The sequence below is a fragment of the Sulfitobacter sp. genome (assembly GCF_041552635.1).
GTDB lineage: Bacteria > Pseudomonadota > Alphaproteobacteria > Rhodobacterales > Rhodobacteraceae > Sulfitobacter.
On sequence record NZ_JBFEKM010000016.1, the window covers coordinates 14040 to 37113 of the forward strand.

Here is a 23074-nt window from a genome sequence, read left to right on the forward strand (position 1 = left end):
AACACTACGCCCGCTGACGGCCTCAGCCCTGCGCGGCGGCCGTTTCGCGTACCCGTTCGATCATCGCGGTCAGGCCGTTAGATCGTTGCGCCGACAGGTGTTCGTTAAGCCCAAGCCGGCCCATTTCGGCACGCGCGTCCACGGCAAGCGCATCTGCCGGAGATAATCCGTTGTAAAGCGACCGCAAAACGGCAATCAGCCCAGACACGATCATTGCATCGCTCGCGCCGTCAAAATGCAACTTGCCGTCGTCAAATTGGGCGTGCAACCATACCTGGCTGGCACAGCCGTCAACCTTGGTGGCGGGCACGCGCAGGGCTTCGGCCAAGGGGTCCATCCCTTTGCCCAAATCGATCACATGCCGATAGCGGTCTTCCCAGTCGTCCAGAAATTCGAAATCCTCGACCAGTTCTTCAAATGCCTCTGTCGCCACGATGTATTCCTCTCTCAATTACAAAACAGGTAGGTCGCGTTTTGCGAAACGTCCACCCCTTCCCAACGGGTCCTGGATGGGTTAGTCAATTAACACGGTAATTTCCACGGCGGACCCTATGCGCAAGACCTTTTCGGCCCTTTTGGTATCGACCCTCGTTCTGACGGGCTGCGCAACTGTGCGCGACAGCCGTGTGAACCCTTTCAACTGGTTTGGCTCCGCGCAATCAGAGCCGCGTGAACAACCCCAAGCCAGTACAAATCCGTTGATCCCCCAAAGCTCGGGTTTGTTTGCGGGCGCGCGTGCAAAAACCGAAGTCTATTTGGGGCAGCCAATTGATCAGGTCACAAACCTGACCGTCGAAAAGACCCCCGGTGGTGCCATGATCCGCGCGACGGGTCTTGCGGCACGTCAGGGCATCTACAAGGTGCAGCTGACCCCCGCGAACGAAGACGAATTGCCCGTGGATGGCGTGCTGACCTACCGGCTTGAAGGGATCTTGCCCGACAACACAGCCGTTGGGGCGCAGCCGACCCGTGAGGTGATCGCGGGACGTGCCGTGACAGACCAGATGCTGGCCGGTGTACGTACCATCCGCATCGAAGGTCAGCGCAACGCACTGACATCACGCCGATAAAACTCGTTTCAGGTGGAACTGGCTAAGGGTGAAAGCGGAAGAGCTTAAAGCTCGACCACTTTCACAACCGATCCCGCAGCGCTCAGCGCAATCTTGCCTTCACACAGACGCAATGCGTCTTCCCCGAATACCTCGCGCCGCCACCCCTTAAGGGCTGGAACATCACGCAAACCACCAGCAATACCGTCAAGATCGGCGGCCGGCGCGATCAGCTTGGCCGCGACCCCCGCGCTTTCGGTTTTTGCCTTCAGCAGCACCCGCAGCAGATCGGCCAAGGCCGGGTTCACTTGCAGTTTATCGCGGCTGTTATCTGGCTGCGGCATGTCGGATGCGGGGCAACTTAGCCCGTCGGCCACGGCCTTGAGGATACCGTCAGCGATGTCGCCCTTGCGCGCCTCGCGCAACAGCAGACGTGCGCGGCCCAATTCTTCGTGGTTCTTGGGCTTGTTGCTTGCGAGTTCGACCATCGCGTCATCCTTGTAGACCCGGTTGCGCGGCACATTGTTTTCCTGCGCATAGGCTTCGCGAAAGGCGGCCAATTCGCGCACTAGTGCCAGAAACTTGCCAGAATTGGTCCGGGTCTTGACCCTTTTCCAAGCGTCGCGCGGGCGGGTGATATATGTGTCCGGACTGGTCAAAATCTCAAGTTCTTCAGCGACCCAGCGGGCGCGCCCGGACTCGTCAAGCTTTTTGGCCAGAAATTCATAGACCTGCCGCAGATGTGTGACATCAGCCAAAGCATATTTGGCTTGCGCATCAGTCAACGGCCTGCGGGACCAATCTGTGAAACGTGATGTCTTATCAACGGCCTGATGGGCGATCTTGCGCACCAAAGTTTCATAGCCGACCTGTTCACCAAATCCGCAGACCATCGCGGCGACCTGCGTGTCAAACAGCGGGTCGGGGAATACGCCGGCATCAACAAAGAAAATCTCAAGATCCTGACGCGCCGCGTGGAATACTTTGACAACCGAGGTGTCGCGAAACAGCGAATAAAGCGGTTCTAGGGATATGCCGTCGGCCAGCGGGTCGACCAAAACACCACCGGAATCATCCGTGCCGGGCATCGCCATCTGGATCAGACAAAGCTTTGAATAATATGTCCGCTCTCGCAGAAACTCGGTGTCGATCGTTACATAATCGTGGGTCGCGGCCTCTAGGCAAAATGCCTCAAGCTCGGCTGTGGACGTAATTGTTTTCATGGAACTACTTTGAACAGAGGTTTGCAAACAGGCAATGCGTAATCGAACATATTCGTGATGAAAAGCATCTGCACGCCTAGCTTTTTAACATCAAAAAACTGCGGTCGCCGCCGGCAAAGCGGCGCAGTACCGCAGGATACAGCCGGTGCTCTTGCACCAGCACCCGCGCGGCCAGCACGTCCGGTGTATCACCGGGCAGGATCGGCACGGTGGCCTGCCCCAAAAGCGGGCCATCATCCAGCGCTGCGGTGACTTCGTGGACGGTGCAGCCATGGACATCATCCCCCGCTTCAAGCGCACGGGCATGGGTGTGCAAGCCTTTGTAACGCGGCAGCAAGGACGGGTGGATGTTGATCATCCGACCGGCCCATGCATCGGTGAATTCGCCGGTCAGCTTGCGCATAAACCCCGCCAGACAGATCATGTCGGGTGCATGGGGCATCAGCCGTGCGGTCAATTCGGCCTCGAATGCGGCACGGTCCCCTTTGAACGGCTTGTGGTCGATGACTTCGGTCGGAATGCCGCGTTCTTGCGCCCAAGCGATCCCGCCAGCATCCGCGACGTTCGACACAATCACGCAAGGTCGCGCGGGATGGTCGCCAGTCATGTCTTCGACCAGCGCCCGCATGTTCGAACCGCCCCCCGATAGAAAGATCGCGACGCGTTTTTTCACAAAAGCTGCCCGCTATAGTCGATGCCGGCACCTGCTGTGACACGGCCCATCTCGTAAACCGTTTCACCCGCATCGCTGAGCAGCGATTTCAAGCTGTCAGCCTGATCCGCAGAGACCACCAGAATCATTCCAACACCGCAGTTGAACGTCTTGAGCATTTCAGGTTCGGCCATTGAACCGATATCGGCCATCCATTTGAACACGCCGGGCATGTCCCATGCATCAAGGTTGATCTCGGCCCCCAGATCTTCGGGCAACACGCGAGGCAGGTTTTCAGTCAAGCCGCCGCCGGTAATATGGGCCAGCGCATGCACGCCCCCTGCCCTGACCGCCTGCAACGCCGGTTTTACATACAACCGTGTGGGCGTCAAAAGCACCTCGCCCAAGGTACCGTCGGCCCAAGGGCAGTTTGCCTCCCAACCCAGACCGGACATTACGACCAGCTTGCGCACCAGCGAATACCCGTTTGAATGCACCCCGTCCGACGCCAGCCCCAGCAGCACATCGCCCGCAACGACACCACTTGGCAGGTCCATGCCACGCTCCATCGCGCCCACGGCAAAGCCCGCAAGGTCGAAATCACCATCGGAATACATGCCGGGCATCTCGGCAGTCTCGCCGCCGATCAATGCGCAGCCCGACCCTTCGCAGCCGCGTGCGATGCCTTCGATGATGCGCGCGGCTTCTTCTGTTTCCAGCTTGCCGGTTGCGAAATAATCGAGAAAAAACAGCGGCTCAGCGCCTTGGCACACCAGATCATTGACGCACATGGCAACCAGATCGACGCCCACACCGTCAACATTGCCGGTATCAATCGCGATGCGCAGCTTGGTGCCCACGCCATCGGTTGCGGCCACAAGGATCGGGTCGTTATAGCCCGCCCCCTTGAGGTCGAACAATGCGCCAAAGCCGCCAAGCCCTGACATCACGCCGGGCCGCTTGGTACGCTTGGCCGCAGGCTTGATCCGCTCGACCAGCGCATTGCCAGCGTCGATATCCACACCCGCGTCCGCATAGGTGATTCCGTTTTTGGAGTTGGTCATCATCGGGTCCCGCCGCTTATTGCCATTGCGCACGCGGGTTACAGCACCACGCGCAGGCGTGCAATGCAAGACAGTCTTCTTTAGCGTTCTAAGCCTTGACGCGCTGCAATTGCCCGCTTACGAAACGCATATGGCGGGCCTGTAGCTCAACTGGTTAGAGCAGAGCGCTCATAACGCTTTGGTTGCGGGTTCAAGTCCTGCCGGGCCTACCAAAAAACCGCTTTTATCGTTTGTTTTCAACGAACACATGTAACACGAATACGGAAATGTGTCGCATATGATTTCAATGGTTTGCAAGGCACCTGTCACACGCTACTTCATGCGACTGGCAGTGAATTGGAGACTGAATTGGCCCGGACAGACGTGCTAGATGGTGAACCCAGCTGTTCCCCGCCTATTCTTTGACTTCGATATACTGATATTGGAAACAGACGCACAGGCAGCGTACCAAGTATCAATAACTTATGAGCCATTTTGGAAACGCTGAGAACCGGTCACCATTAGCTACACTAACGGGATCCCACACACTAAAACAGCCCCCCGCACGACAGCTGAAATCGGCCCGAAACGGCCATTGCCCGATGCATGAAATGCGGCACTGCGGCTTTCTCAAAGTTGACGTTTACTTCTTTTCAGATATCACGCTCATCCACTTCTTCAGGGCCATCATAAATTTGGAATTTCTTTCAATCGTTAAGACGTGCGCTGGCAGATCATTTCCGTAGTACGCGCCGTAGTCCTTGCGTGCTGTTTCTACTGCGCTGATCGTCAAGTTTTGAGCATCGTCAGTAATAAAAACTGCGGCAAGCAGTCTATGGAGGTCTGCTCCGAGAGGGATACCATTCCAAGCCTCATCACCGCCGCCGCATGATACAGGTACTATGACCGCAATCAGAAGCATTTACTGAACATTTGAGCGCAGGCCTGAAACTGCCGTTCTCTGAAAGGGCTGCCAGGCAGTTGAAGGGGGTCCCACAAAGGTCAGGTTGTCGACCGCGTGGATGTCGATATCAACTGCGGGCGGCGCGTGCCTTTACTCATGCCAGGAAGTTATGATAATGTATTAACAATATGAATCCTCTGCCGAGATTTTTGTAACAAAGCAGGGGCTTAGAAAATATTGCATTCGCCCGGTCAAGCGTATTTTGCGTCTTGGAAAGGGGGTCAGCTTTTGTAAGTCTGCAGCTATATTATATTACTAAACATTGCGATGATGAGTTTTGCATTCTCGCAATCAAGACACATTTGATCAAGGTTTTTAGGTGGATATTTCAAACCATAATTTTTCTCTCGGGGCATTGTGTGTAGATCCAGTTAGTGGTCGGCTCATATCTGCTAGCGGTATGGTGAAAATAGAGCCCCTTGTAATGAACGTTTTAACTTTCCTTGCGGCGCGCCACGGAAAGATCGTTCTACGAGACGAGTTTCTCACTCACATCTGGAAGGATTTTGAAGCGTCTGATGAAAGCTTAACCCGTGCAATCTCGGTCCTGCGCAAAGTGCTTAGAAGACTTGATCCTGAAACGGTCTATATCGAAACGGTCTCCAAACGTGGCTACCGGCTTGCCGCATCGGTCGTGCAGCTGCGGCCTGTTGAGACACAAGAAGACGGCCAACCTTTAAGCGCAGATGCAAATGAAGATGCTTTCAAAAAGGCAATTGAACTCGTGTTGCAGGGCCGTTCTCTGAACGAGCGGCCATTCCATGCCGATGTGTTGGAAATCGCCGCTTCTCTGCTCTCCGAAGCGATATCGCTCGATCCTCAGAACGCCGATGCCCACAGTGAGCTGGCCCATACCTATTCGCTTATGTCGACCTACGTCCGCGAGGGGGACAAAGCAGCTCTTATACGCAATGCAGCACAGTGCGCGGAACGTGCGATGGCGATCAGTCCTGGATTGGGCTTCCCGTTGACCTTGATCGCCTTGGAGCAATTCACGTTTGGCAATATCCTTGACGCTATCGCGATGACCGAGGAAGCCTATAGACGCGACCCTCAGAATGCAGAAATTGCCTTGCGCTTGGGGTATTTTTTTGCAGCTATCGGGCTTACGCAGCGCGCCATGCCCTATGTCGAAAAGGCTGTATCATTGGCTCCTATTCAGGGGCGTAACCTTCAGATACTGGCCACGGTTAAACTGGCCAACGGTGATCTGGAAGAAGCAGATATCATGGCCAAGCGTGCCTGTGACATGCAACATCATTTCGCCTGTGAAACTTTTGCCGCCAGTGCATTTGCCATGGGAAAATACGAACTGGCCGGTCAACGCCTACTTCAGGGGAGCCGTTATCTTACTGAATTTTTGGGGGATAAATTTGACGATCCTGCTGTGTGGGAAAAGATCGTCGCAGACGCTTATAGTCCGGTCCAAAGCACAAGAGAGGCTTTGGGAAAGTGGATCAAGAAGCTTCTATTCGTCCCGGGCACATTTCCATCGATACCTCTGGCTCAGGCGATTGTAAGATCAGGCCCTGCCAGCGCGTTCTTCGAGATCATGGGAAACGCACCGCCACCGGGCACCCATGGCACGCTTTTGTGTATTTGGGGTCAGACTCAAAACTGCGTTGAGATCCGGACCCATCCCGAATTTATGCTCTTTGCTGAACGTATGGGGATGACCGCGGCTTGGGAGAAATACGGGTACCCTGACCGGTTAAACTGAAAGTATTGATACCTACCGGTTGAAATCACTGCATTTTATAGACTTCATCACATTTTCATCAGGAAAACTCAGCAGACTTATTCCTAAGTTAACCACGACTTTCAAATTTTCTTTTGAGGCCATTTTTGATGAAGAATTTTTTTTCGCTGTTCACATGCCTAGTGGACAGCACATTCCGTTTTGTTGCGCATGATCTCTTGGGGTATTTGCCGCGCGTTCGCGGCAGCTTTTTAGCAATTTTGGTGATATGTTTTGCGTCCAGCGCAAGTGCTCAAGATTTCGTATATACTCCTGTGAACCCGTCATTCGGCGGCAGCCCGTTCAATTCGGCCCATCTGCTAAGCCTGTCTGAGCGCCAAAACCAGTTCCCCAAAACAAGCAGTGCGTTTAGCGGATCCAGCCAGACCGATACCCAGCAATTCGAGCGGCAAATCAAAAGCGCGCTGTTGGGGCGGATCTCTTCGCAGGTCGTGGACCAAATTCTTGGGGAAACAGCTTCGGATTCTGGGCGGTTTTCGGTCGGCAGCACCCAAATCGATTTTGAACGGATCGATGGCATTGTCGCGATCACCATCAGCGATGATCTTAGCGGCGGGTCGACCATAATCGAAGTTCCCGTGCCGGATTTCTGAGCGATGACAGTCAATTTCCCCCGCCTTCGTCTTGTTCAACAGGTTCGGCGCGCAAAACCCGCCCTGATTGCGCTGATCTTGGCTGGCAGCCTCGCCGGTTGCGATTTCGTCCCCGGTTACGTCGAGATGGATACTAAAGATCCGACGCCTCAGGTTGCGACCAACACCCTCACTGAACTGCGCGCACTGCCGCCCCCCAAACGCCCGCTTTATGTAGCGGTGTACCGCTTTGATGATATGACGGGGCAAAACAAGCCCGGCGGCGCATATGCCGAATATTCCAAAGCGGTGTCGCAAGGGGGGGCCACGATGCTGGTCAACGCCCTGCGAGAAGCCGGCGGCAGCGACTGGTTCAACGTGCTTGAGCGCGAACAGCTTGGCCCCTTGCTGGAGGAGCGCAAGCTGATCCGCGCGGCACGCGAAACCTTTGCAAATGAAAACGGATTCGAGGTCCAGCCCTTGCCCGCATTGCTGAATGCGGGAATTCTTTTGGCCGGGGGCGTCATCGGCTACGATTCAAATACCACCACAGGCGGCAGTGGCGCGCGCTACCTTGGCATCGGCGCGAACCAGCAATACCGCGAGGACAATGTCTCGGTTTACCTGCGGGCGATTAGCGTGACCAATGGTCGAATTCTCGCCTCTGTGGTTGCCAACAAGACGATCTTTTCGATGTCCAATCAGGCTGGTGTATTCAGCTATGTCGCGACCGACGGCATACTCGAGCTTGAATCAGGGATCACCACCAACGAGCCCCGGCATCTGGCGCTGAAGCAAGCGATCGAAAGCGCCGTCTACGCGCTTGTTCTTGCCGGATCCGAAGACAAACTCTGGAGCTTCAAGGACCCCAAGAAAGCACGGCAGTTGATTGCCAAGAAAGCTGAAACAGGAGTTGTTCCAGTGGGGCTACAGGACGCGACCGTGGTTGCCAGCGCGCAGGTGACAGAATGATCCGCTCAAAGCTGATGCATCAAGGATTTGGCGGGCCGCTCGCGCTTGTCGCCTTTTGTGCCTTTGCAGGGTCTGCTGCCGCTGATGACAATTCCGCCTTCATCGAACAAGTTGGTACGCTGAACATCTCTAAGCAATTACAGCACGGCTATGCCAATACGGCAGACACGCTTCAAACCGGTGCTGGAAACGCCCAGACAACAGAACAACGGGGCGACAGAAATTTTAGCATCGCCAATCAGAATGGCGACAACCTGCTGAGCTTTATCATCCAAGAGGGCACAGCGAATTCTGCAACAATCTATCAATCCCAGAACGCGATGCCCATTCGCGTTCAACAGTTCGGATCCGGCTTAACGATACTCTTGCATCAAAACTGACGTTTTGTTGCGTACAAACGACCGCTGCCGACAGGCAGAAATCTAGACGCGCTTACTACAACTATATACTTTAAAAGGAAAAAATATGAAAAATCTATTTCTATCAACCAGCACCGTCGCACTGATCCTTGGCGGATCGGCCGCTTTTGCCCAGTCGAACGAGGCCTATCTTGAACAGACAGGTAGCGCGCTCCAATCGTCACAAACGCAAACCGGTGGTGCAAACATTTCGACAGTTGCACAGACCGGGATCGATGCCCAGGCAGAACTGATACAGGCGGGTTCTGAAAACAATTCAACGGTTATTCAGACAGGCGGGGTTTCAAGATCTGTTGTGGGCCAAACTGGTGACCGCAACACATACACCGCGAACACAGGTGACAACAGCTGGGTTCGTGGTGTAGAACAGACAGGCAACGACAACACCGCTGAAATTATTGTGGTGGGGAATGACGGCCACTGGTCCACCGATATTATCCAGCGTGGTAATGCAAACCTCAGCTTTGCGAGCTTCACGGGGGGCAAAAATAGTTACCGGCTGATCCAAACCGGCGACCGAAACGATTACTCGGTAACGGCAAATGGCGGCACTGGCAATTTCGAGCAGTACGCAACACAAAATGACGTCGGCAACAGCCAAGACAACGTGGCCACCGCCATGTCGGTCGGTGACGGTCAGAGAAGCTTTCAGCGCCTTCTGGGCAATTTCAACAACTCAACCATTAATCTAAGCGGAAGCTCCAACAACGCCCAGCACTGGATTGGCTATGGGTACACAGGTGTTTCTTCTTTTAACACATTCACGATTACGCAGGCCGGTACGGGCGACTATGCATACACCAACCTTCAAGAGGGTGATTTCAACATCGCTACCATCGACCAATCCGATGCGGGTAACGTCGGCAACATTGCTGTCCAGAGAATGGAAGGTGATACAAACGTCGCGTTAATGACCCAAGCCGGGACAAGCAACAGGGCCAATAGCTGGCAAACGGGCAACCTGAACAACGTGAACCAAGCTCAGACTGGCGACAGCAACATTTCGAGGTCGACACAGACCGGCAACAGCAACATCAGCGTGCAAACGCAGCTTGTGTCGTTGAACATTGCTGACTTGATCCAAGAGGGCGACGAAAACTCTGCCACGCTGACCCAGAACGGTTCAAGCAACGAAGCGACGCAAGGCCAATACGGTAACCTGAACATCCTGACCTCAACACAGTTGGGCTCCACGAGCGTCTATGAGGTTGTCCAAGACGGTCTGGCAAACAACATGACCCTGTCGCAGATCGGCGTTGGTCTTATTGCGAGTGCAACGCAGACCGGCAACAACAACGTGGGCACCCAGACCCAGATGGGCGCGAACAACTATGCGTCATTGATCCAGACTGGCGACAACAACGTCGCGACCCAAATCCAGAACTAGGATTTGAACACAAGTTGACGCAAGAGCCTCCGTTTGGCGGCTCTTGCACTTCCAGCGGTTTTGCCAGTCCACGATCGGATTGCGGATGCGGCAGGGCAGTTGCAGATCCCGGAGACACTCACACCCGAGTGGGAATAATTGCCTCCGTCTTCTGCATTTAATTTGAGAGAACACCCGCCAACGTCGGCTTTCTATTCCAAAACCATGTTGCCTTGCACGTGCAGCGAATGTCCGGTCTCCGCCCTTGGTGAAGGCCGCTACCAGGTGCGCCTTACCTTCGGAAACTGCGAGACATGCGGACAACTGACCCCGCATCGACACTTTGCGCGGCGCTCGAAATCATGCTGCGATATACCAGCGGGCAGCCGATCTGGCTGCATCTCGACCCAATGTCCGCAGGACCAGCACCGCACCTCGATATGCGAGCGGCCGGGCGGAAATAGCGGATCTTCGGTCAGCTTAGACATGCCGCGTCAGGTATCCGAATTCGCAGCGGGATCAAGCCCTACATTCCCGCCGTTGTCACAATACCTTAAGTACATACGACACCGAGACCGAAGGCCCCTAGGGATGCAAAAGCTATCAAGACCGAGGATACTTGAAGAGAGTCGCAAACGCGGGAAAGCAACACAGTTTTATAGGCGTATGTTCATGGCGGCACGGCGCAAGATATCCAACGCACGGTCAAATTCTGCCGCTTTGTCAAATTGATTGATAGACGCTGTTGTCGCCAATACTGCGGGCAAGGCACCAATATTTCCAACCGGCACGGCAATGCCCGCAGCCCCCATTTCAAATTCGTTGCGAACAAACGCATAGCCATGGCGTGCCGCCTGTTCGATCTTGTTGCGGATAGAGGCTAGATCCATGTCTGTGGCTTCGGTAAGTTTCTCAGGCCTCAGGCGCGCAAGATCCATATTCACCTCACTTTCCAGACCACGTGCAATTAACATCTGCCCGACCGCCGTCGGTAATAAAGGCAACGTGCTGCCGATTGAAAAACCGATCGAAATCCGTGCCGAAGATATGGCAGACCGCGCGACATAGATCGCGCGATCTCCGTCACGCATGGCAAGTGCGATCTCTCCTTCGAATTCCTCAGCGAACTGATTGAGGACCGGCTGTACCGAGTGGGCAAAATTATTGGAGGTCAAGTATCCTCCGGCCATGGCCAGGATCTTTGGCGTCAGCCGAAATGCTCGGTCCTCTTTTTGAAGGTATCCATTGTCCTCCAACGTCAGGCACAACCGCCGCGCTGTTGCGCGGTCAAATCCAGTCAACCGCGAGACTTCGGCCATGGTCAGGTCACGTCGGCCAGTCTCGAAGCAGGACAGAACCCTTAGGCCCTTGGAAAAGGTCGATGCATTGTCTTTCTGGATCATGTTGACAGGCCTCACCAAGAAATTTATGTTCTTTATATGACATTAAGTGCGATTATCGCACATCTTTTTTGGAGGTCAACCCGAGTGCCCCAAGCTGAAGACAAATCTGCAATCAACCAGTTCGAAAACGCGGACCTGTGGGCTGTTGTCGCCAAAACTGTCGATCTGGACATTCCCAGACCGGTGATCCCTATCTCGTTGCAAGGCCAGCGTTTGGTGCTGTTTCGCGATGATGAAGGCAAACTGGGCCTGATCGGGCGGAACTGCCCGCACCGGGGGGCTGACCTGTGTTTCGGTCGGCTTGAGGATAACGGTTTACGCTGCCCGTTTCACGGCTGGCATTTTGACCGCAGCGGGCAATGTGTCGAGCAGCCCGCCGAGCCGGAAGGTTCATTGATGTATCAGCAAATCAAAGTGCCTATGATACCTGTCGTAGAGCGGGACGGTGTTATCATGGCGTATATCGGCGAGGGCCAGCCCCCTGCCAGTGATCCCACGGAAGGGACAGCAACATGATCAGTCAGGAGCTTAATGACCGCATAACGCGGGTTGGCCAAAATACCCCTGCGGGTGCCGTGCTTCGCCGTTATTGGCAACCAGCGGCGTTGGCCGAGGAATTGTCACACGGGGATCATGTGCCCGTGAACCTGTTGGGCGAACGGTTGACGTTGATGCGCAATGACGCGGGCGATTTGGTTCTGGCGACGCGGATAGCCTCAAAAGCAGAGCCCCCCGCCTATTATCCCGATGCAAAAGATATCAAGGTCGCCCCCAACGGGCCGGTATACCCCGTCGAAAAGCGCAATGGTTTGTTCTTTGCGTATATGGGGCCCGGCACACCGCCAGAATTCCCGAACTTTGACTGCTTTCGCGCGCCGGAAAGTCATGTCTTTGCCTTCAAGGGGTTGTGGGAGTGCAATTGGCTACAGGCCCTCGAAATCGGGATAGACCCAGCCCATGCCTCGTTCCTGCATCGTTTCTTGGAGGACGAAGATACGTCAGAAGGCTATGGCAAACAGTTTCGGGACAAGGCGGCCGATACGGATATCCCGATGACGCAAATCCTGCGTGAATACCCAAGGCCGGATATTGAAGTTGAAGAAGCCGACTATGGTCTGAAGATCACCGCGTTGCGGACGTTGAACAATGGCCAGACCCATGTGCGCGTCACCAATCAAATTTTCCCCGAAGCAATCTGCATTCCAATGTCGCGTGAAATGACAATCACGCAATGGCATGTGCCGATTGATGACCATACCTGCTATTGGTACACGATGTTCACCAGTTTTCAAAATCCGGTCAATAAGGATTTGATGAGAGAGCAACGGCTGAAAGAACATCGCTTGCCAGACTATGCCCCGCTGAAAAACCGGACAAATGACTATCACTACAATCCGGCAGAACAGGCGACGATGACCTACACGGGTATGGGCCTTGATATCAATGTACATGATCAATGGGCGGTTGAGGGCATGGGCCGTATTCAAGACCGGACCCAAGAACATCTAGGTCGTTCTGACGCCGCGATCATCCGGTACAGGCGGATGTTGCGTGCGGCGATCGCGGCGGTCGAGAATGGCACCGATGAATTGCCAATGCGCAACGGGACCACGCCATTGGACATCATGGGGCCGCTGTCTAATGATGCAATTGCAAACAGCGCGGATTGGCGAAACGCCAGTCGGCAGGCTGATATGGCGCGCAGGTCTGAATGCCCTTGGGATGCGACCGTTTGATGTGGCGGTCCAAAGGAACAGTATGAGCAAAAATCTGGCCGATGAAATAAAATCCGGCGCACTTGCAAAGCTTGGGGCTCGGGACGAAAATTCAGCCCATTTGGCCCAAGGCATCATAGAACAAGCCGTCGCTAAAAACATCGAAACGGTGCGCTTGGTATTTGCGGATCAGCACGGGATACTGCGCGGCAAAACCGTCGCGACGCGCATGCTAAAAAGCGCGTTCTCGTCCGGCATCGGGGTGCCTTCAACGCTGCTGCTAAAGGATACTTCGCACCGCACGGTGTTTGATGTCTGGAGTGGTGACGCAACTGAAACGCTGTCGGGGATGGACACCTTGCTTGGTGGGGCAAGTGACGTATTGCTGGTACCCGATCCGACCTGTTTCCACCCGTTGCCTTGGTCGCCCCACTCCGCAATCTTGATGTGTGATGTGATAGACCGCGCGGGCGCTGCAATAGGGTTTTCGTCAAGAAATGTTCTGCAAACTGCCGAAGATCAAATGCGGGGCGCAGGATTTGAGGCCATATTTGGGCTTGAGGTCGAATTTCAGATATTTCAAAAAACTGACGCGGCTTTGGACCATGAACACGCAACCATTCCCCCAAAAGCGATTGAGACCAGAAACCTAACCCAAGGTTGGCAGTATCTGACCGACACCCGGTATAGCGAGGCCGAGGAAATCCTTGATACCCTGCGCCGCTTTGCCGAAGAGTTGGGGCTGGCCCCACGCTCGATGGAGGTCGAAATGGGGCCGAGCCAGTTCGAATTCACCTTTGATCCGTCCAGCCCGATGATCCAGGCTGATCGCTTTGTCCTGTTTCGCACAATGGTGAAAGAGGTCTGCGCGCAGCGCGGGTTGCATGCCACCTTTATGGCAAAACCGAAACTTGCAAATGCGGTCGCCAACGGATGGCATATCCATCAATCCCTGCTGGATATCAAAACCGGCGTGAATCTGTTCATGTCCCAGGACAACAAACTGACGTCGCATGCCTCGGGTTGGATTGCTGGCCTTTTGAAACACGCGCCGGCGTCTTGTCTGCTGACCACGCCAACGGTGAACGGGTACAAGCGCTTTTCTGAATTTCAGCTTGCTCCCAACAGGATCACTTGGGGCGCAGACAATCGCGGTGCAATGATCCGTGCACTGCTTTACCCCGATGACACTGCCAGCCGTATCGAAAATCGCGTCGCAGATACCACGGCAAACCCATATTATGCCTTTGCCGCGCAAATTCTTGGCGGACTATCTGGTATCACATCCGGTGCAGCAGCCCCGCCCCCCACACGAACCCCCTATGCCAAGGGTGCAACCCAACTGCCCGACAATCTAAGTGCGGCCATAGACGCGTTTGAAGATAGTTCTCTTTTCAGGACAGCCTTGGGTGATGAATTCGTCGACTATCTTGTCCATCTCAAACGCGCCGAATGGCAGCGATATCTGATGACCGTCTCCGAATGGGAGCAAGCTGAATATTTCAATCTGTTTTAACATGACCCAAGGTGATGTGAAAACACAGGCCATCCCCGTCGCGGCGACCCGCTTTGAAGATATCATCGACGGATATTTCCCGTTGCAAGAAAGCCTGCGGCAGATGTTGAACCGCAACGGTTTCGCCTCTGCCTGTGTCACGTTGACCCATGCCCCGATCATGGACATTCCCGACCTCGCGCCCGATGCTCCGGTGCCCTTGCGCCTGACAAAAGGCATTGCAGGCATTGCAGACCGGCTCGATATTATTGCGACGCTTGATGGCCCCAAGCCCCACCTCAGCGGAGCTGGAAAATGGCACTGGTATGCCAAGGACCGCGCGCCGACCAAGCTATTGTCACCGCTTACACGGCTGGCCGAGCCCGCTATCGTGCAGGGCATCGGTCTGATTGCCGGGAACACGCAGACACAGACCTTTGGCAAGGTTACGGTTCGGCAAGAAAGCACGTTTGTCATTTTACAGGACCAAAGGACTGGCCTGCGGGGCATCCCTCATGCGTTTTCGTGGGCTAGATCGCCTGTATCCGACGGTATTTGCAGCGCCGATGATTTGCACTTTACTGGCTTATTTGAGACCCCGGCGCATACAGCAGACTACAATTATGCGCCGCACCCAGCATCAATACGGCCAACACAAATCTTTACCGAAATTCTGGTTCAGATTGATCCGGGGCAAGATATCGCGCGCTGAGAATACACCCGGATTGCAGATGTATTTCGCGCATTGAGCACCATGCGGTAAAAAAAGGCGACTGTTGTCTTTGCATCTGTGGTGGCGCACCGCGTCTGGCACCTAGCAGTAGCGTTCCGGTCCAAGCCATTGTGCGGCGGTATAGCGATCCCCATGGGCCCAGCCGACGGGCAACACCTGTTCGATGCGGGCCAAATCCTCGGCGCTTGGATCAATTTGGGTGCCGCGCAGCAATTCGGTCAAATGCTGGGCGTTCTTTGTTCCCGGTATCGGCAGCACATGATCGCCCTGTGCAATCACCCACGCAATCGCAAGTGCTGCCGCAGGTTCGCCCATGTCAGCGGCCAAGGCTCGAAAATTGTCGGTTATCGCGATGTTGGCGTTATAATTCGGCTGCATGAAACGGGGGTTGTTCTGGGTGAACGCCATGGATTGCGCGCGGTCATAGCTGAACGGTGCATCGGTCAGAAACGCACGGCCCACCGGCGAAAACGCCACAAGCGTCGTGTCAAGTTCGGCGCAGGTCTGGACAAGCCCCAATTCGGGCGCACGGGTGGACAGGGAATATTCAGATTGCACAGCCGCAATGGGGCATTCCGTCCAGGCGCGCCGCAGGGTGGCTGGTGCGATCTCTGACAGGCCCACAGCGCGGGTCTTGCCGCTGTCGATCAGTTTGGCAAGCGTGCCTGCCAAATCTTCGGGACTGTGCGCACGGTCAAAACGGTGGACATAAAACAGGTCGACATGATCTACGCCAAGCCGCTTCAGGCTCGCGTCAAGGCAACTTTCCAGATAGTCAGGATCGTTGTTAAAAGGACGCTCCGCATCGCCTGTAATCGCGGCTTTGGTGGCAAGCACCATATCATTTCTCGCGCTGGGCGTGTCGGCAAACCAGCTGCCGATAATCTCTTCAGACCGGCCCTTGCCATACACATTGGCGGTGTCGATATGCGTAACACCAGCCGCGCGGCAATCGTTCAGAACGGCATGGCTTTCTTCAACAGTTGCATCCCCGTAGATGCCCGCGAATGACATGGCACCGATGCCGAATTGCGAAACATTTGGGCCTTTGGCCCCCAGACGGATCGTTTTCATGCGCGCTCACCCTTGAATTCGTATTTAGATCAAGACTGAACAGACCAGTCAGTCGCACCAAGTGCAAGGGAACATTCCCTATTAGCGCTCTAACGGTCCAAGATCGTTCGCCCTAATCCGCTGTTCCGAGGGTCCGCGCGCAAAATATCTTGGGTCAGTTCAGCGCAGCAAGCTGATACCCCGGTGCGGCATAGGCCTGAACCGTTGTGATCGGATCCTGCTCGATCCACGTGGTCCGCTCGATCACAAGAAGCGCACTTCCGGCCGGGGTGGCAAGGTGCTGCGCGCTCTCGCCCTTGGCGTTTATCGCGTAGAACCGCACATCGAGACGGCTGTAGGGTTTGTTGTGCACCAGCCATTCATTGGCGCTTTCGGTCGTCAGATCTACATCCAGAATCTCGGGGCTTACACTGGAATCGATCCAGCGGTCCTCAAAGATATAGGGGCGGTTGTCGGCCAGATGCAGCGCCTTGACGTGCAGCATTCGGGTGGGCTGCTGAAGGCCGAAGCGCGCCAAGACCGACGCAGGGGCGTCTTGCAATGTGCGGCTGATCAGTTGGTAGCCATATTTGCTGCCGCGCTGTTCGACCTCGCGCCGCGTGATCGGAATATCGAATGTGGCACGGGTCACAGGATCGGTCCTGACATGGGTGCCGCCCTTGCGTTTACGTTCCACCAGACCGGTCAGCGCCAAGTCCTGCATCGCGCGGTGCACAGTGATCCGTGCACAGCCCAATTCGATCGCAATGTCCTCGTCCCGGGGCAACTTGTCACCGGGTGCGTAGGTCCGGTTCAATATGCGGGTCCGGATCGTGTCGCGCACGTCGGTCCAGGAAAGGCGCGTTTGCCCTGTCAAATGTTTGTCTCCAGCTGGTGCATCGTTGCTTTGAAGGTCTTGATTATCGCGTCACGTCTGAAATGGCGACCCTGTTTGACCACGTGACGCCCCGCGCTCCAGACATCGCGAATACAGGCTTGTCCGCCTCCGCCAAAGATCAGGCTATCCAGCGCAGCGTCGCCTTGCCGGTTGCACAGCCATTGGTTGTCGTCATCAATACCGACCAGATCAGCCCAGGCACCGGCTTCGATCCGGCCACTTTTGCGCCCACCGGCCTGCGAACCGCCCTTGGCTGCCGCCTCGAACAGCACCCGTCCAGTTGAACATGTTTGCGTCGCCAAAGCAGCACGCGACAGGTCACGCAGGCGTTGCGAATATTCCAGCGTCTTGAGCTCTTCGAACAGCGAGATATGCACATTCGAATCAGAGCCGAAGCCGATCGTGCCGCCCTGCCCCAGATACGTCGTGCCGTTAAAGATACCATCCCCAAGGTTCGATTCAGTCAGCGGGCAAAGACCGGCGACGGCACCGGTCGCGGCAAGCGCTGTGGTCTCAGCATCCGTCATCTGGGTGCAGTGGATCAGGCACCAGCGGTCGTCTACCGCATGGTTGCCCAGCAACCATTCGGCGGGACGGGCGTGCAGATGGGCCAGCACCTCGTCCACCTCGGCAACCTGTTCGGCAAGGTGCATGTGGATCGGGCCGGATGTGGCTTGGGATAGAACTGCACTTAGGCCTGCGGGCTCAACAGCACGCAGGGAATGCGGGGCCATCCCTGCGTTAAAGTCGTCTGGACCTGCGGCAGCCGCGGCCAAGGCCCCTTCGTGCAGGCGCAGAAAGCGGTCGGGATCATTGCCGAACCGCTGTTGTCCCCCGTTCAAGGGCCGCAGATCACAGCCCCCGAATTGGTAGTGTACCGGCAAGAGCGTCAGACCGATGCCCGACGTCATTGCGGCTGCGACGATCCGCTCTGACATCTCGGACAGATTGGCAAAGGGGATACCGCCCACGTCATGGTGCAGATAGTGAAATTCAGCGACCGCGCCATATCCGGCCTCAAGCATCTCCATAAACACCAATGCGGCGATGGCCTCGACGTGGTCCGGGGTCAGTTGGTCAAGGAATTTGTACATCAGCCGACGCCAGCTCCAGAAACTGTCGCGGGGGTCCGGGCCGCGTGCTTCGGTCAGGCCCGCCATGGCGCGCTGGAACGCATGACTGTGCAGGTTCAACGGCGCTGGCAACAGCAAGGCCACACGATGGGTTGGTGTTTTGACCTGCGGCCCGACGCTTGCGATTCGACCGCCCTCGTCAATGGAAACCTCAAGATCGCTCTGCCAGCCGTTTGGGGTAAGAACTTGTTTCGCATGGATTATCTGCAAGGCAACAACTCCGTTGACATTATTAAGTAACTACATATTAATATTATGTAAGCTTTAACACAAGGACTCTTGATGGAACCCTCTTACGTCATGACCGGCCTGACTGCCGCGACCATGGTTCAAGATGCTGACGGCTATGGATTGCAGCGCGATGCCGCCATTGTTGTGGCGGATGACAAGATCGACTGGGTCGGCCCCGCGTGTGAACTGCCGTCCCGATACGCCGGGCTTGATCGGCAGCATCACGGGGGCCGCCTTGTCACGCCCGCGTTGATCGATTGCCACACCCATATCGTCCATGGCGGCAACCGCGCGCGCGAATTCGAAATGCGGCTGAACGGCGCAAGCTACGAAGAGGTCGCCCGCGCGGGGGGCGGCATTATCTCGACCGTCACTGCGACCCGCGGCGCGACCCAAGACGAGTTGCTCCAAGCTGCGTTGCCCCGCATTGACGCCATGATCGCCCAAGGCGTGGGCGTGGTTGAAATCAAGTCAGGCTATGGGCTTGATCACGACACTGAACTCAAGATGCTGCGCGCCGCACGCGCCTTGGGTCGGCTGCGCCCGATCCGTGTCGTGACCAGCTTTCTCGGGGCGCATGCAGTGCCAAGCGGCATGGATGCAGACGTCTATATCGACACCATATGCCTGCCGACGCTAGAGGCAGCCCATGCCGAAGGGCTGGCCGATGCGGTGGACGGGTTTTGCGAGGGCATCGCCTTTGACACGGCACAGATCGCGCGTGTGTTCGACAAGGCGCGTGCGCTCGGGCTGCCTGTAAAACTCCACGCCGAACAGCTTAGCCATATTGGCGGCACGGCACTGGCGGCGAAATATGCGGCACTTTCCGCGGATCACGTTGAATATGCCACCGCTGCCGATGCGGCGGCTTTGGCGGCCGCGGGCACCGTCGCCGTCGTGCTGCCCGGCGCGTTTTACACGATCCATGAAACCCAACCGCCCCCCCTTCAGGCGTTCCGCGACCATGGCGTGCCGATGGCTGTGGGCACCGACTGGAACCCCGGTTCCTCGCCCTTGGGGTCGATCCTGTTGGCGATGAACATGGCCTGCACCCTTTTCCGCATGACCCCCGCCGAAGCATTGGCAGGCACCACGCGCAACGCCGCGCGCGCCCTTGGGCTGACCGATTGCGGTGTCATCAAGGCGGGGATGCGCGCCGATCTGGCCGTCTGGAACGTCAGCGATCCGGCAGAACTGTCCTATGGCATCGGGATCAACCCTTTGAATACCCGCATTTTCGGAGGTGTCGCATGACCCTGACCCTACGTCCCGGCACCACCACATTGGCCGAACTGGAAACCTTGTGGCGCAGCGATGGCCCTTTGCAGCTTGACCCGTCGGCCCGCGCGGGCGTCGAGGCATCGGCAGCCGTTGTCGCAGCGGCCGCACGCGGCGATACGCCGGTTTACGGCATCAACACCGGCTTTGGTAAGCTCGCCTCGGTGCGGATTGCGCCGGACGACACCGAAACCTTGCAGCGCAACCTGATCCTGTCCCATTGCTGCGGCGTGGGCGATCCGCTGGAGCCTGAAACCGTGCGTTTGATGATGGCGCTCAAACTGCTGTCGCTGGGGCGCGGTGCGTCTGGCGTGCGGTGGGACATTTGCGCCCTGATCCAGTCGATGCTGTCGCACGGCGTTTTGCCGGTGATTCCGGTGCAGGGATCGGTCGGGGCCTCGGGCGATCTGGCCCCGCTGGCGCATATGGCCGCCGTGATGATCGGTATGGGCGAAGCGGTGTTTGAGGGGCAGACCATGGCCGGGGGTACCGCCCTTGAAAAGGCCGGGCTGACCCCTGTGGTGCTGGGTCCCAAGGAAGGGCTTGCGCTGATCAACGGCACGCAGTTTTCGACCGCCTGCGCGCTGGCCGGACTGTTTGAAGGCTGGCGCGCCGCGCGTGCTGCGGTCGTGACATCGGCCCTGTCGACCGACGCGATCATGGGATCGACCGCGCCGCTGAACCCCGCCATCCACAGTTTGCGCGGGCATCAAGGGCAGATTGACGTCGCCGCCGCCATGTCCCGCTTGTTGGACGGCAGCGTGATCCGCGAAAGCCACCGCAACGGGGATACCCGCGTCCAAGACCCCTATTGCATCCGCTGCCAACCACAGGTGACAGGGGCTGCGATTGATCTGCTACGCTTTGCAGGCCGCACGTTGGAGATCGAGGCGAATGCGGTGACCGACAACCCCTTGGTGATCGCCGAAACCGGCGAAATCCTGTCGGGCGGGAACTTTCACGCCGAACCAGTGGCCTTTGCCGCCGATCAGATCGCGATTGCGTTGGCTGAAATCGGGGCCATCGCGCAACGGCGTGTGGCGCTGATGGTGGACCCGACGCTGTCCTTTGATTTGCCCCCCTTCCTGACACCTGAACCGGGGCTAAATTCGGGCCTGATGATTGCCGAAGTCACCACAGCCGCCCTGATGAGCGAAAACAAACATCTGGCGAACCCCTGTTCGACCGACAGCACGCCGACCTCTGCCAATCAAGAGGACCACGTCAGCATGGCCGCCCATGGTGCGCGGCGGCTGCACCGGATGACAGCCAACCTGTCGGTCATTCTGGGGATCGAGGCGATGTGCGCCGCGCAAGGCATTGAACAACGCGCACCGCTGGTGACCTCTGGCCCGTTGCAATCGGCCATGACCTGCCTGCGCGCAGATGTCCCAAGCCTGCAACAAGACCGCTACCTTGCCCCAGACATCAGGGCCGCCGCCATCTGCGTCACCGATGACAGCCTTGCTGCCGCCGCTGGTCTAGAGATGTCCCTATGAGCCTGATCGAGGTGACCCAAGGCGATGGCCCGCTGGTGCTGGGCCTGCCCCATACCGGCACCGACATTCCCGATGATTGTCTTGTCCGGCTGAATGACACGGGCCGCGCGATGGCCGATACCGATTGGCATATCGACCGCCTGTATGCGGGGCTTGTGGACGGCGTCAGCACCGTGCGCACGCCCGTCCATCGGTATGTGATCGACGTGAACCGCGACCCTTCGGGCGCAAGCCTTTATCCCGGCCAGAACACGACCGGCCTGTGCCCGCTGACTGATTTCGACGGCCTGCCGATCTATCTGGGCGGGCACGCGCCCGACGCAGCCGAGGTAGACCGCCGGCGCGCCGCCTATCACGCGCCCTATCATGCAGCACTTGCCGCCGAACTTGACCGGGTCAAAGCGATCCACGGCTTTGCGCTGCTGTATGATTGCCATTCGATCCGGTCGAAAATTCCGTTTCTGTTCGACGGTACCTTGCCGGATTTCAACATCGGCACCAACGTCGGCACCACCTGCGACCCGACCATCGAAGACGCGGTTACGCGCCTGTGCCAATCAGCCGAGGGCTACTCCAGCATCCTGAACGGACGCTTCAAAGGAGGATGGACAACGCGCCACTACGGCCAGCCTGACCTTGGCGTGCATGCGATCCAGATGGAACTGGCGCAATCGACCTACATGCTGGGACGCGCCCCTTGGACCTATATCGCAGAATGCGCGGACCGCACGCGTACCCACCTGAAAACCATTCTCGAAACCCTGTCCGACTGGAGGCCCCAATGACCGACCCCCGCAAAAACACGCGCGACATCTATCCCCCAACCGGCACAGAGCTGAACGCGAAAAGCTGGCAGACAGAAGCCCCCCTGCGGATGCTGATGAACAACCTGCACCCCGATGTGGCCGAAAACCCGCACGAGCTGGTTGTTTATGGCGGCATCGGACGGGCGGCGCGCACCTGGGAGGATTTCGATTGCATCGTCGCCAGCCTCAAAGATCTGGAAGAGGACGAGACGCTGGTGGTGCAGTCGGGCAAGCCCATTGCCGTCGTCAAAACCCACAGGGACGCGCCGCGTGTGTTGATCGCCAACTCCAACCTCGTGCCGCATTGGGCGACATGGGACCATTTTAACGAGCTGGATAAAAAAGGGCTGGCCATGTACGGCCAGATGACTGCCGGATCGTGGATTTACATCGGTTCCCAAGGCATCGTTCAGGGCACCTACGAGACCTTTGTCGAGGCAGGCCGCCAGCATTATAACGGCGACCTGACTGGCAAATGGATACTGACCGGCGGGCTTGGCGGTATGGGCGGTGCCCAACCCCTGGCCGCTGTAATGGCCGGTGCCTACTGTCTTGCGGTGGAATGCAATCCTGATTCCATCGATTTCCGCTTGCGGACCCGTTATGTTGATGAACGCGCCGACACGCTGGACGAAGCGCTTGAGATGATCGCGCGGTGGACAGCGGCGGGCGAAGCCAAATCGGTGGGCTTGCTTGGCAATGCCGCCGATGTCTTTGCCGAAATTTACCGGCGCGGCGTGCGCCCTGATATCGTAACCGATCAGACCAGTGCGCATGACCCGCTGAACGGCTATCTGCCGCAAGGCTGGTC

23 protein-coding genes and 1 tRNA gene are annotated in these 23074 nt (G+C 56.9%); 15 read left to right on the forward strand and 9 right to left on the reverse strand.

Annotated features, from left to right (window positions below; translation table 11 throughout):
• Positions 1-22 precede the first annotated feature (22 nt).
• On the reverse strand, positions 23-433 hold the full coding sequence (locus ABYT07_RS03165) for a SufE family protein (protein ID WP_372989397.1): 411 nt from the start codon (positions 431-433) through the stop codon (positions 23-25).
• A gap of 118 nt (positions 434-551) precedes the next feature.
• Here ABYT07_RS03165 and ABYT07_RS03170 point away from each other — a divergent pair, with 118 nt between their 5' ends.
• A complete protein-coding gene (locus tag ABYT07_RS03170) occupies positions 552-1070 on the forward strand; it encodes a hypothetical protein (protein WP_372989399.1) in 519 nt (172 codons plus the stop codon).
• Positions 1071-1114: 44 nt separating this feature from the next.
• Here the strand turns inward: ABYT07_RS03170 and rnd are convergent, their stop codons facing one another.
• The 3 genes from rnd to purM all read right to left on the reverse strand — a co-directional run bounded on the left by rnd (position 1115) and on the right by purM (position 3988).
• Positions 1115-2272 (reverse strand): ribonuclease D, encoded by a 1158-nt coding sequence (gene rnd / locus ABYT07_RS03175; RefSeq protein WP_372989400.1) that lies wholly within the window; start codon positions 2270-2272, stop codon positions 1115-1117.
• A gap of 76 nt (positions 2273-2348) precedes the next feature.
• Positions 2349-2945, reverse strand: coding sequence for a phosphoribosylglycinamide formyltransferase (gene purN, locus ABYT07_RS03180; RefSeq protein WP_372989401.1), 597 nt, complete (start codon positions 2943-2945; stop codon positions 2349-2351).
• Positions 2942-3988: a phosphoribosylformylglycinamidine cyclo-ligase gene (purM, locus tag ABYT07_RS03185; protein ID WP_372989426.1), complete on the reverse strand. Its 1047-nt coding sequence runs from the start codon at positions 3986-3988 to the stop codon at positions 2942-2944. Before purM ends, purN begins: the two co-directional genes overlap by 4 nt.
• A gap of 135 nt (positions 3989-4123) precedes the next feature.
• Here purM and ABYT07_RS03190 point away from each other — a divergent pair.
• Positions 4124-4200 (forward strand) — tRNA-Ile (locus ABYT07_RS03190).
• 410 nt (positions 4201-4610) lie between these two features.
• Here the strand turns inward: ABYT07_RS03190 and ABYT07_RS03195 are convergent.
• Positions 4611-4889, reverse strand: a complete 279-nt coding sequence (locus ABYT07_RS03195) for a hypothetical protein (protein WP_372989402.1) — start codon at positions 4887-4889, stop codon at positions 4611-4613.
• A gap of 361 nt (positions 4890-5250) precedes the next feature.
• Here ABYT07_RS03195 and ABYT07_RS03200 point away from each other — a divergent pair, with 361 nt between their 5' ends.
• The 5 genes from ABYT07_RS03200 (at position 5251) to ABYT07_RS03220 (ending at position 10040) form a co-directional block, all read left to right on the forward strand.
• The gene (locus ABYT07_RS03200; protein WP_372989403.1) at positions 5251-6651 is read left to right on the forward strand and encodes a winged helix-turn-helix domain-containing protein; all 1401 of its coding nucleotides are present in this window, start codon (positions 5251-5253) and stop codon (positions 6649-6651) included.
• A gap of 128 nt (positions 6652-6779) precedes the next feature.
• Positions 6780-7283, forward strand: a complete 504-nt coding sequence (locus ABYT07_RS03205; protein WP_372989404.1) for a curli assembly protein CsgF — start codon at positions 6780-6782, stop codon at positions 7281-7283.
• Positions 7284-7286: 3 nt separating this feature from the next.
• A complete protein-coding gene (locus tag ABYT07_RS03210; protein ID WP_372989405.1) occupies positions 7287-8234 on the forward strand; it encodes a CsgG/HfaB family protein in 948 nt (315 codons plus the stop codon).
• Positions 8231-8614, forward strand: coding sequence for a hypothetical protein (locus tag ABYT07_RS03215; RefSeq protein ID WP_372989407.1), 384 nt, complete (start codon positions 8231-8233; stop codon positions 8612-8614). The genes ABYT07_RS03210 and ABYT07_RS03215 overlap by 4 nt, the downstream gene beginning before the upstream one ends.
• A gap of 85 nt (positions 8615-8699) precedes the next feature.
• Positions 8700-10040, forward strand: coding sequence for a hypothetical protein (locus ABYT07_RS03220; RefSeq protein WP_372989409.1), 1341 nt, complete (start codon positions 8700-8702; stop codon positions 10038-10040).
• A gap of 635 nt (positions 10041-10675) precedes the next feature.
• Here ABYT07_RS03220 and ABYT07_RS03225 read toward each other — a convergent pair.
• A complete protein-coding gene (locus tag ABYT07_RS03225; RefSeq protein WP_372989410.1) occupies positions 10676-11422 on the reverse strand; it encodes an IclR family transcriptional regulator in 747 nt (248 codons plus the stop codon).
• Positions 11423-11506: 84 nt separating this feature from the next.
• Here ABYT07_RS03225 and ABYT07_RS03230 point away from each other — a divergent pair, with 84 nt between their 5' ends.
• From ABYT07_RS03230 to ABYT07_RS03245, 4 genes are read left to right on the forward strand one after another with little or no spacing between them, the layout of a single operon-like run.
• Positions 11507-11938: a Rieske 2Fe-2S domain-containing protein gene (locus ABYT07_RS03230; RefSeq protein ID WP_372989412.1), complete on the forward strand. Its 432-nt coding sequence runs from the start codon at positions 11507-11509 to the stop codon at positions 11936-11938.
• Positions 11935-13158 (forward strand): aromatic ring-hydroxylating dioxygenase subunit alpha, encoded by a 1224-nt coding sequence (locus ABYT07_RS03235; RefSeq protein WP_372989413.1) that lies wholly within the window; start codon positions 11935-11937, stop codon positions 13156-13158. Before ABYT07_RS03230 ends, ABYT07_RS03235 begins: the two co-directional genes overlap by 4 nt.
• Before the next feature lie 22 nt (positions 13159-13180).
• The gene (locus ABYT07_RS03240; RefSeq protein ID WP_372989415.1) at positions 13181-14653 is read left to right on the forward strand and encodes a glutamine synthetase family protein; all 1473 of its coding nucleotides are present in this window, start codon (positions 13181-13183) and stop codon (positions 14651-14653) included.
• A gap of 1 nt (position 14654) precedes the next feature.
• Positions 14655-15344 carry a hypothetical protein gene (locus tag ABYT07_RS03245; protein WP_372989416.1) on the forward strand — a complete coding sequence of 230 codons (690 nt, stop codon included), beginning with the start codon at positions 14655-14657 and terminating at the stop codon, positions 15342-15344.
• A gap of 102 nt (positions 15345-15446) precedes the next feature.
• Here ABYT07_RS03245 and ABYT07_RS03250 read toward each other — a convergent pair whose 3' ends face one another.
• The 3 genes from ABYT07_RS03250 to ABYT07_RS03260 all read right to left on the reverse strand — a co-directional run bounded on the left by ABYT07_RS03250 (position 15447) and on the right by ABYT07_RS03260 (position 18659).
• Entirely contained in the window at positions 15447-16439 is a 993-nt protein-coding gene (locus ABYT07_RS03250; RefSeq protein WP_372989417.1) for an aldo/keto reductase, read from the reverse strand.
• A gap of 154 nt (positions 16440-16593) precedes the next feature.
• The gene (locus ABYT07_RS03255; RefSeq protein ID WP_372989418.1) at positions 16594-17295 is read right to left on the reverse strand and encodes a GntR family transcriptional regulator; all 702 of its coding nucleotides are present in this window, start codon (positions 17293-17295) and stop codon (positions 16594-16596) included.
• Positions 17292-18659 carry a formimidoylglutamate deiminase gene (locus ABYT07_RS03260; RefSeq protein ID WP_372989420.1) on the reverse strand — a complete coding sequence of 456 codons (1368 nt, stop codon included), beginning with the start codon at positions 18657-18659 and terminating at the stop codon, positions 17292-17294. Before ABYT07_RS03260 ends, ABYT07_RS03255 begins: the two co-directional genes overlap by 4 nt.
• Before the next feature lie 72 nt (positions 18660-18731).
• Between ABYT07_RS03260 and hutI the strand changes: the two genes are divergently transcribed.
• The 4 genes from hutI to hutU all read left to right on the forward strand — a co-directional run.
• Positions 18732-19934 (forward strand): imidazolonepropionase, encoded by a 1203-nt coding sequence (gene hutI, locus ABYT07_RS03265; RefSeq protein WP_372989422.1) that lies wholly within the window; start codon positions 18732-18734, stop codon positions 19932-19934.
• Positions 19931-21457 (forward strand): histidine ammonia-lyase, encoded by a 1527-nt coding sequence (hutH, locus tag ABYT07_RS03270; RefSeq protein WP_372989423.1) that lies wholly within the window; start codon positions 19931-19933, stop codon positions 21455-21457. The genes hutI and hutH overlap by 4 nt, the downstream gene beginning before the upstream one ends.
• A gap of 2 nt (positions 21458-21459) precedes the next feature.
• Positions 21460-22242, forward strand: a complete 783-nt coding sequence (gene hutG, locus ABYT07_RS03275; RefSeq protein WP_372989427.1) for an N-formylglutamate deformylase — start codon at positions 21460-21462, stop codon at positions 22240-22242.
• On the forward strand, positions 22239-23074 hold an 836-nt coding region (gene hutU, locus ABYT07_RS03280), incomplete at its 3' end, for a urocanate hydratase (protein WP_372989424.1). The genes hutG and hutU, both read left to right, overlap by 4 nt.